Below are 8,979 nucleotides of genomic sequence, written 5' to 3'. Positions count from 1 at the left end.
CAACCACAACGGCAGCTTTGAGCGTGCCAAGCAGATGGTCGACCTGGCCGTCGAGATGGGAGCGGACTGCGCCAAGTTCCAGTTGCGCAAACTCGACGAGGTCTATCGCCAGCGCACCCTGCGCAAGGACGGCGAGGACCTCGGCACCGAATACGTGCTCGACCTGCTGCGCCGCTTCGAACTCTCAATTGAACAGCACCGCGAACTCGCAGCCTATTGCGGGAGCAAGGGCATTCTCTACCTCTGCACGCCGTGGGATCAACACAGCGTCGACGTGCTCGAGCAGTTGCACGTGCCGGCCTACAAGGTCGCCTCGGCCGATCTGACCAACCTGCCGCTGCTCGAGAAGCTCTGCGCGACCGGCAAACCGCTGATCCTGTCTACCGGCATGAGCCTGCGCGAGGAAGTGCAGGTTACCGTCGACTTCCTCAACAAGCGCAACGCTTCGTTTGTGCTGCTGCACTGCAACAGTACCTATCCGGCGCCGCTGCATGACATCCACCTGCGCTGGATGGAAAAACTCAAACTGATCCATCCGCTGGTTGGTTATTCAGGCCATGAACGAGGTATCGCCGTTACCCTGGCGGCGACCGGCCTCGGTGCCTGCGTGATCGAACGCCACTTCACGCTGGACCGCGGCATGGAAGGCCCCGACCACGCGGCCAGCCTCGAGCATGCGGAATTCAAGCGCCTGATCGAGGGTATCCGCGAGATTGAGCAGGCGCTCGGTGACGGCCGTGAGCGCCGCATCTCGCAAGGCGAGATGATCAACCGTGAGAACCTCGGAAAAAGCCTGGTCGCCGCGAAAGCCCTCAAGAAGGGCTCGATCGTCCGGCCTGAGGATGTGCAGGTGCGCAGCCCTGGCCAGGGCCTGTCGCCGCAGCACTACGAAAAACTGCTGGGCCGCACCTTGCAGCACGACATGGCGGCAGAGGACTTCTTCTATCCGTCGGACCTCAAGGACGAACGGATCGAGCCGCGGCCCTACCGCTTCAAGCGTCCCTGGGGAGTACCCGTCCGCTATCACGACTTCGGTGAATACAACTCGCGCATCAAACCCGATCTGTTCGAATTTCACCTGTCGTATTCGGACATGGAGCTCAAGCTGGACGATTTCCTGAGTGGCACCTATTCCTGTGATTTTGTAGTCCATGCGCCCGAGCTGTTCGCCAACAGCCGGCTGATGGATCTGGCCTCGCCCGACGAAGACTACCGCCGCCAGTCGATCGCTGAAACCCAGCGCGTCATCGATATCACGCGCGGCCTCAAACGCTTCTTTCCGAAGACCATCCGACCGCCGATCGTCGCGAATATCGGCGGCTTCACGATGGACGCGCCGCTGCCGCCCGACGTCATCACGGCCTATTACGAACGCTTCGCAAAAAGCCTCGGCGAACTCGACATGGAAGGCGTCGAACTGATCCCGCAGACCATGGCGCCGTTCCCCTGGCATTTCGGCGGTCAGCGCTTCCAGAACATCTTCGTCCGCATCGAGGAAATCGTCGACTGGTGCCAACGCCTGAACTTGCGCATGTGTTTCGACATCTCGCACACGCGCCTGACCTGCAACCATTTCGGCATCGACTTCTATGACTTCGCCGAAAAGATCGCGCCGATCTCGGCGCACCTGCATCTCGGCGACGCCCAGGGTCTTAACGGCGAGGGCCTGCAGATCGGCGAAGGCGACATCGACTTCACGCGACTCGGCAGAATCCTGGAAAAAGGCTGCCCGACCGCTTCGTTCATCCCCGAGATCTGGCAGGGCCACAAGAACGGCGGCGAGGGTTTCTGGATCGCGCTCGAAAAGCTGGAAGGTACCCTGTGAGCATGGAGCAGATCAAGACGCAGGTCGAGGCGTCCATCGCAGTCAAGCAGGCGCTGCTGGCTGACGGCGCGTTGCTGCAGCAGATCGAGAAACTCGCGCAGGCTTGCCTGGCCTCGCTGAAGGCCGGCGGCAAGATCATTTTTGCAGGCAACGGCGGCAGCTTTGCCGATGCACAGCATCTGTCAGCGGAGTTCACTTCGCGTTTCCTGTTCGACCGCGCGCCGCTCGCGTCGGTGGTACTGGCAGCCAACAATTCAGCGATCAGCGCGATCGGCAACGACTACGGCTATGAGTTCGTGTTTGCGCGCGAGCTCGAGGCACTGGCGAAACCGGAGGACGTCTTCATCGCAATCTCGACCAGCGGCAACAGTGCCAATATCCTGATGGCCGTCAAGGTCGCCCGCGAGCGCGGTGTGAGCACATTCGCCTGGACCGGCGCGAGCGGTGGCAAGCTCAATGAAGCTTGCGAATGCCTGCGTATTCCGTCGAATGAAACCGCGCGCATCCAGGAGTGCCACATTCTGGTCGGGCATATTCTGTGCGGCCTGGTCGAGGCCTGGTATTTTCCAAAGGGAGCCGAAAAGAAATGACAAAAATCGTGGCGCTGATTCCGGCGCGAGCGGGCTCCAAGGGAGTTCCCCACAAAAATATCAAACCCCTTGGCGGCCACGCGCTGTTGGCCTGGTCGATCGCCGCCTGCCTGCGGTCGGCAACCATCGACCGCGTCATCGTTTCAACCGACTCGGCCGAATACGCAGCGCTGTCACGGAAACTCGGCGCCGAAGCGCCGTTCCTGCGCCCTGAAGCGATCTCGGGCGACCGTTCGACCGACTATGACTTCATTGTCCACGCGCTCGACTGGCTGGCAGCCGAAAGCGGCGAGCCCGAATACATCGTGCATATCAGGCCAACCACGCCACTGCGCGACCCGCAGTTAATCGATGACGCAGTGAAAGCTTTCATCGCAGCGCCGCAAGCAACCGCGCTGCGATCGGTACACGAGATGTCCGAGTCGGCCTACAAGACCTTCGAGATGGCGGAGGGAGGTCAACTCAAGCGCCTTGGTGCGGACAATACCGAGCTTGACGCGGCGAACAACGCGCGCCAGCAATTTCCGAACACCTACCAGGCCAATGGCTATGTCGATGTGCTGTCGAGCGCGTTCATCCGGAAGTCGGGTCTGATGCACGGCAACCATGTGCTGCCCTTCATCACGCCATCGGTGGTCGAGGTCGACACGCTTGACGATTTCGAACACCTGGAATTCCAGATCACCCGGATGCCGGGTGTGTCACAAAAACTTTTCAACTGAAGACAATCATGGCCGCACATTCCYTTTCCCGCCTGCCCCAATCCGTTCCACCGGTCTCGACCGCCAACCGCCTGATCCAGACCGCGATCCCGACGCCGGGCACGCGCGAAGTGCTCGAACGGCTTGAGGCCTGCGAATCGCGTTCCATGCACGGGCAGTTGCCGCTGGTCTGGGATCGGGCCGAGGACTACAGCATTTACGACGCCGCCGGGAATCGGTGGATCGACTTCACCTCGACCATTTTTGTCGCGAACGTCGGACATTCAAATCCGCGCGTGACCGCCGCCATGAAAGAAACGCTGGACCGCCCGCTCTATGGTTGTTATGCCTATGCGAACGAAAACCGCGCGCGCTATCTCGAAAAACTGGTCGCGTTCGCCGGTGCGCCGTTCGAAAAGGCTTTCCTGCTTTCGGCCGGCACCGAGGCGACCGAAGGCGCACTCAAGCTCATGCGCATGAACGGCCAGAAGGAAGGCAAACGCCGCCGCGGCGTGATCTGCATCGAAGGCAACTGGCACGGCCGCACGATGGGCGCGCAAATGCTCAGCAGTAATCTGGCCCAGCGCGAATGGATAGGCTACCAGGATGTCGACATTCACCACATCCCGTTCCCCTATCCATGGGCCCTGGCCGGGCGCACGCCGGAAGCGTTTCTGGACGAAAGCCTGGCCAGGCTCGAGAAGGCCGGCATCGACATTGCGCAAGACGTTTGCGGCTTCATGCTCGAAACCTTCCAGGGATGGGGCGCAGTGTTCTACCCGCCAGAATATGTACAGGCCATCGAGCGCGTCTGCCGCAAGCATGGCATCCTGCTGACCTTTGACGAAATGYAGGCGGGCTTTGGCCGCACCGGCAAGGCCTTCGGCTTCCAGCACTACGGCGTGACACCCGACCTGATCTGCTGCGGCAAGGGCATGGGCGGAGGCGTACCGCTGTCCGGCGTGATCGGCCGCGCCGCGATCATGGACCTGCCCGATGTCGGCAACATGAGCAGCACGCACTCAGCCAACCCCCTGGTCTGCGCCGCTGGCCTAGCCGTCATCGAGGAGATGGAAGATCGCAATCTTGTCGCCGAAACCGCGCGCAAGGGCGAGCTGCTGTTTGCCGCACTGCACAAACTGCAGGCGCGTTTTCCCGACCGCATCTCACACCTGTTGGGTCGAGGCCTGATCGCGGCGGTACTGTTCAAGCACCCCAAGACCGGTGCGGCCGACGGCCCGTTCACGAGCCAGGTCGCCGAACTCTGCATGCAGAAGGGGTTGCTGGTCGTGCATACCGGACGCGAATCGATCAAGATCGGCCCGCCATTGACGATTACCGACGAAGCCCTGCTCGAAGGTGTGGATGTGCTCGGCGAGGCTATCGCCGAGATCGCGGCCAAATGATCACGCAGATTCGCCATACCGGCCTGGTCGTCGCCGACCTCGATGCGGCGCTGCGCTTCTGGCGGGACCTGCTGGGGTTCACCGTGGCACGGCAGATGGACGAGTCCGGGCCGCACATCGACGCAATGATGGGCCTGAAAAACGTACGCCTGACAACGTCGAAACTTACCGCACCTGAAGGCGGCATGATCGAGTTGCTTTATTTCCATTCGCACCCAGACAGGCCAGCCTGGACCGGAACACCTTATTCCACCGGCTTTACGCATGTTGCAATGACCGTGAAAGATATTGACGCCTTCTGCAAAAAGCTCGCAGGTGCGGGCGTCACTTTTTTTGCACCACCACAGCATTCCCCAGACGGCAAGGTCAAGGTCACCTACTGCCGGGGGCTCGAAGGCGTATTGCTGGAACTGGTCGAAATATTGCAGGAATGATCCCACAATGATCTTCACCCAACACTCTCACCAAGCCAGTTGCCCGCTCTGCAGGCAAGCAACCGCCAGCGTGCTGTCTACTACTTTGCGACGAGGCACAGGTATCGTTTTTTATTGTGAGTCCTGCCGACACGGTTTTCTTTCGGAGAATCAGGCACCGGACGCCAAAGCCTACTACGCAGAGAATTACCGCCAGGAGTATTCGCACAATGCCGAAGCCGCGGCGACCAACGCGCGCGAGATTTTCGACGTTTACAAAAATTACCAGCATGATCGGCTCAAGGCCATCAGGCCATACCTGTCGGCCGAAACCCGCCTGCTGGAAGTCGGCGCCTCATCGGGGCAGTTCCTGGTCAATGTCAAGGATCGCGTGGCGCTCGTCAACGCGATTGAGCTCGACAAGGCCTGCTGTGACTTCATGTCATCGGAGCTGGACATAGAGGCGGACTCAGAATTTCTGCGCGAGTCCCGCTTTGCGGACCAGCGATACGATGTGGTCTGTGCATTCCAGGTGCTCGAACACGTCGAGGATCCCGTTGTGTTTCTGCGCGACCTGCAACAGTCGACCCAAAAAGGTGCGACGCTGTTTATTGAAGTGCCCAACCTCAACGACCCGTTACTGTCGGTCTGGAATGTCAAGGCATACCAGAAGTTCTTCTACCATTCAGCGCATCTGCACTACTTCACCGAAGACTCACTAAGGAAAACCGCGCAGCTCGCGGGTTTCGGCAACGCGCAGATCGATATCTCATTCACTCAGGACTACAACCTGTTGAATCACCTGAACTGGATCATGAACAACGGACCCCAGGCGACCTGCAATGTTGGCCTCAGCGAAATCGACCTGGCCGGCACGGACACCGATATGTCGGCCTGGCTCACCGCGAAGATGAAAGCACTCAACGATGAATACGTCGCGCGACTCGTAAAGAACAAGGCAACCGCCAACATGATGATGGTGATCAAAAATGTCTGAGCGTATCGGTTTCATGCAGGGACGGCTGTCGCCGCTCGTCAACGGCCGCATCCAGGCTTTTCCATGGGACTGCTGGCAAGGTGAGTTTCCCACGGCCGCGGCTCATGGCTTCGGCCTCATGGAGTGGACGCTCGATCAGGACCTGCTCTACAGCAACCCGCTGCTGACCGGGGCCGGCCGCGCGGAAATCACGGCGCTGCGGGCAGCGCATGGAATACGCATCGGTTCGCTGACCGGTGACTGCTTCATGCAGAGTCCGTTCTGGAAGGCCGATACGGCGCAAGCCGAGCAGTTGCAAGAAGACTTTCGGGCCGTGGCCAAGGCTTGTTCCGCGGTCGGCATCGTCATGATGGTCCTGCCACTGGTCGACAACGGCAGCCTGGCGACACGCGCTCAGGAAGACCGACTGGTCTCCGTGCTGCAGGCTCACGCCCCGCTGCTGGCCGAACTTGGCGTGCAGGTGGTCTTTGAGTCGGATTTYGGGCCGTCCGAGCTCGCACGTTTCATCGAACGGCTGGATCCAGCATTGTTTGGCGTGAACTACGACATTGGCAACAGCGCTGGGCTCGGCATGCGGCCTGCCGACGAAATCGCGGCCTACGGCCATCGCATCGTCAACGTGCATATCAAAGATCGCGTGCTCGGCGGTACCACGGTGCCACTTGGCACAGGCAGCGCTGATTTCGAAACTGTTTTTTCGGCACTCGCAAAAGTTGACTACAAAGGCAATTACATCCTGCAAACCGCCCGGGCACATGACGGCGACCATGCAGGCGCGCTTTGCCGCTACCGCGACATGGCTGTCAACTGGATAGCACGCCATGGAGCTTGAACTCACCGGCAAAACAGCCCTGGTCACCGGTTCCTCACGCGGAATCGGCCGGGCCATTGCCGAGGCGCTGCAAGCCGAGGGCTGTAGGGTCGCGATAAACGGACGCGACGCCGATGCCTTGAAGTTGGCATCTATGACCCTGAAATCCGCGGCGGCTGTCGCGGGCGATGTCTCCGACGCAGGCCAGGCACGACAGGTTGTCGATGAAGCGACTCGGGCGCTCGGCAGGCTCGACATTCTGGTTTGCAATGTCGGTAGCGGCCGTTCGGTGGCACCAGGCCTGGAGACTCCCGAGGAATGGCAACGCGTGTTCGCACTAAACCTCTGGAGCGTCACCCATACGGTCGAGGCAGCGCGTACCGCGCTCGCCGCTTCGCGCGGCGCTGTGATCTGCATCTCGTCGATCTGCGGGCTCGAGGTCATTCCGGGTGCACCGGTTACCTATTCTGCTGCCAAAGCCGCATTGCACGCCTACGTGCGCGGCATTGCCCGACCACTCGGCGCCCAGGGTGTGCGCATCAATGCGATAGCACCCGGCAACATTCTGTTTGACGGCTCCGTGTGGGACAGAAAACTGGCAGCCGATGCAAATGGCGTGCAGTCAATGCTGGCCGCCAACGTCGCACTGGCGCGCCTCGGTACGCCGCAGGACATCGGTCAACTGGCGGCGTACCTCGCCTCACCACGCTCGGGTTTTGCAACCGGTGCAGTCTGGACACTCGACGGCGGCCAGGTCCGCGCATAGCGGCAACTCGAAGGAACACCCATGACTACCGCATTCAAAAAGTTCGATCTCACGGGAAAAACCGCGCTGATCACGGGTGCCGCAGGCTTGCTCGGCCGGCAACACGCTGCGGCCCTGCTCGAAAGCGGCGCGAGCGTGGTGCTTACCGACATCGGCGAGGACGCACTCGCGTCGGCCAGGGAATTTCTCGCGGGCACAGCGGAAATCGACCGCATCCACACGGCGATCCTCGATGTTTCGAACCCGGAAGCGGTCGCCGCGCTATCCGCGCGACTCGCGGCTGCCGGACAACGGATAGACATTTTGGTCAACAACGCGGCGATTGACCCCAAGGTTACGGCCGGCGCCGGCATGGTCGAAAGCTCTCGTCTCGAGAACTTTCCGATCGATCAATGGAATCTGCAAGTCGCGGTCGGGCTGACCGGCGCGTTCCTGTGCAGCCAGGTCTTCGGCACTGCGATGGCCGCCGACGACAAGGGCGGCGTAATCCTGAACATCGCATCAGACCTTTCGGTGTTCTCGCCGGACCAACGCCTGTATCGCAAACCGGGACTGCCCGAGCATCTGCAGCCCGTCAAACCGGTTACTTACTCCGTCATCAAGGCTGGCCTGATCGGCTTGACGCGTTACCTCGCAACCTACTGGCCAGAACAGGGCGTGCGCGCCAATGCAATTTCTCCGGGCGGTGTGTTCAATGGCCAGGGCGAAGAGTTCGTGACCCGGCTCAGCGCATTGATCCCGTTGGGCCGCATGGCGGCTGGCGACGAGTACCGTGCCGCCGTGCAATTCCTCTGTTCGGACGCCTCTTCGTATATGAATGGCCAAAATATCGTGATGGACGGAGGAAGGTCGGTCTGGTAGCAGCGTCCCACGGGCCGTTCAGCGCTGCGATGGCATCAACCACCAACCCCCATCACCACTCTCACCGGCTTTGCACACGTATGGTTTATTTCTCAATCGACAACGACCATCACACCAACCTGGCGTTGTCGATCATAGAAGAGAATCGGCTTCCCAAGTCCGGCGTGACGTTCATTTCACACCGGTCACCGCGCAACCAGTTGGCAGGGTCGCTAGGCTTCGCTCTTGAGCCGGTGGACGTCCATCCGCTATGTTCCGGCCTCAGCTTCAAGAATCCAATAAGTTACTTGAAGGCATATTTTCACCAGATACGGCTAAAGCACCGCTTTCAGTTCCGGTCGGGAGACTTGCTTGTCATCACAACGGAATATGAAATCAACAACGCATTTCTAGCCACGCAGATGCGGCACGCTGGTGGACAGGTTTATCTCTACGACGAAGGCATTGGGTTTTATTTCAACAACAGCAGCTTCCACGACCGGCATCTTTCGTGGACCGACCGGTTATTCCTGGTCCTTTACAACTTTGCCTTCAAGGCATTGGGTATACCGGCCTATGCCAAAAAAGGATTCGAAGGCCGGATGTATGTCCGAATACGCGAGAAATACC

Annotated in this window: 10 protein-coding genes; all 10 read left to right on the top strand. The window is 60.1% G+C overall.

Annotation, left to right across the window (positions count from 1 at the left end; genetic code table 11):
* On the top strand, nucleotides 1-1,825 hold a 1,825-nt coding region (locus AC1DWI_RS06335; protein ID WP_477724552.1), incomplete at its 5' end, for an N-acetylneuraminate synthase family protein.
* Nucleotides 1,826-1,827: 2 nt separating this feature from the next.
* Nucleotides 1,828-2,415, top strand: coding sequence for a D-sedoheptulose-7-phosphate isomerase (locus AC1DWI_RS06330; protein ID WP_477668926.1), 588 nt, complete (start codon nucleotides 1,828-1,830; stop codon nucleotides 2,413-2,415).
* Nucleotides 2,412-3,137, top strand: coding sequence for an acylneuraminate cytidylyltransferase family protein (locus AC1DWI_RS06325; protein WP_477668515.1), 726 nt, complete (start codon nucleotides 2,412-2,414; stop codon nucleotides 3,135-3,137). Before AC1DWI_RS06330 ends, AC1DWI_RS06325 begins: the two co-directional genes overlap by 4 nt.
* An 8-nt stretch (nucleotides 3,138-3,145) precedes the next feature.
* Nucleotides 3,146-4,522 (top strand): aspartate aminotransferase family protein, encoded by a 1,377-nt coding sequence (locus tag AC1DWI_RS06320; protein WP_477724551.1) that lies wholly within the window; start codon nucleotides 3,146-3,148, stop codon nucleotides 4,520-4,522.
* Nucleotides 4,519-4,956 (top strand): VOC family protein, encoded by a 438-nt coding sequence (locus AC1DWI_RS06315; protein WP_477668517.1) that lies wholly within the window; start codon nucleotides 4,519-4,521, stop codon nucleotides 4,954-4,956. The genes AC1DWI_RS06320 and AC1DWI_RS06315 overlap by 4 nt, the downstream gene beginning before the upstream one ends.
* Nucleotides 4,957-4,963: 7 nt before the next feature.
* Nucleotides 4,964-5,932, top strand: a complete 969-nt coding sequence (locus AC1DWI_RS06310) for a class I SAM-dependent methyltransferase (RefSeq protein WP_477668518.1) — start codon at nucleotides 4,964-4,966, stop codon at nucleotides 5,930-5,932.
* Nucleotides 5,925-6,764: a sugar phosphate isomerase/epimerase family protein gene (locus AC1DWI_RS06305; RefSeq protein WP_477668519.1), complete on the top strand. Its 840-nt coding sequence runs from the start codon at nucleotides 5,925-5,927 to the stop codon at nucleotides 6,762-6,764. Before AC1DWI_RS06310 ends, AC1DWI_RS06305 begins: the two co-directional genes overlap by 8 nt.
* Nucleotides 6,754-7,509, top strand: coding sequence for an SDR family NAD(P)-dependent oxidoreductase (locus AC1DWI_RS06300; protein WP_477668520.1), 756 nt, complete (start codon nucleotides 6,754-6,756; stop codon nucleotides 7,507-7,509). The genes AC1DWI_RS06305 and AC1DWI_RS06300 overlap by 11 nt, the downstream gene beginning before the upstream one ends.
* 21 nt (nucleotides 7,510-7,530) lie before the next feature.
* On the top strand, nucleotides 7,531-8,370 hold the full coding sequence (locus AC1DWI_RS06295) for an SDR family oxidoreductase (protein WP_477668521.1): 840 nt from the start codon (nucleotides 7,531-7,533) through the stop codon (nucleotides 8,368-8,370).
* Between the two features lie 29 nt (nucleotides 8,371-8,399).
* On the top strand, nucleotides 8,400-8,979 hold a 580-nt coding region (locus AC1DWI_RS06290), incomplete at its 3' end, for a hypothetical protein (RefSeq protein ID WP_477724550.1).

This window comes from Polaromonas sp. P3_C2 (assembly GCF_056402675.1).
The sequence above is the reverse complement of the archived record's forward strand: the minus strand, read 5'-3'. Positions and strand labels throughout refer to the sequence as shown.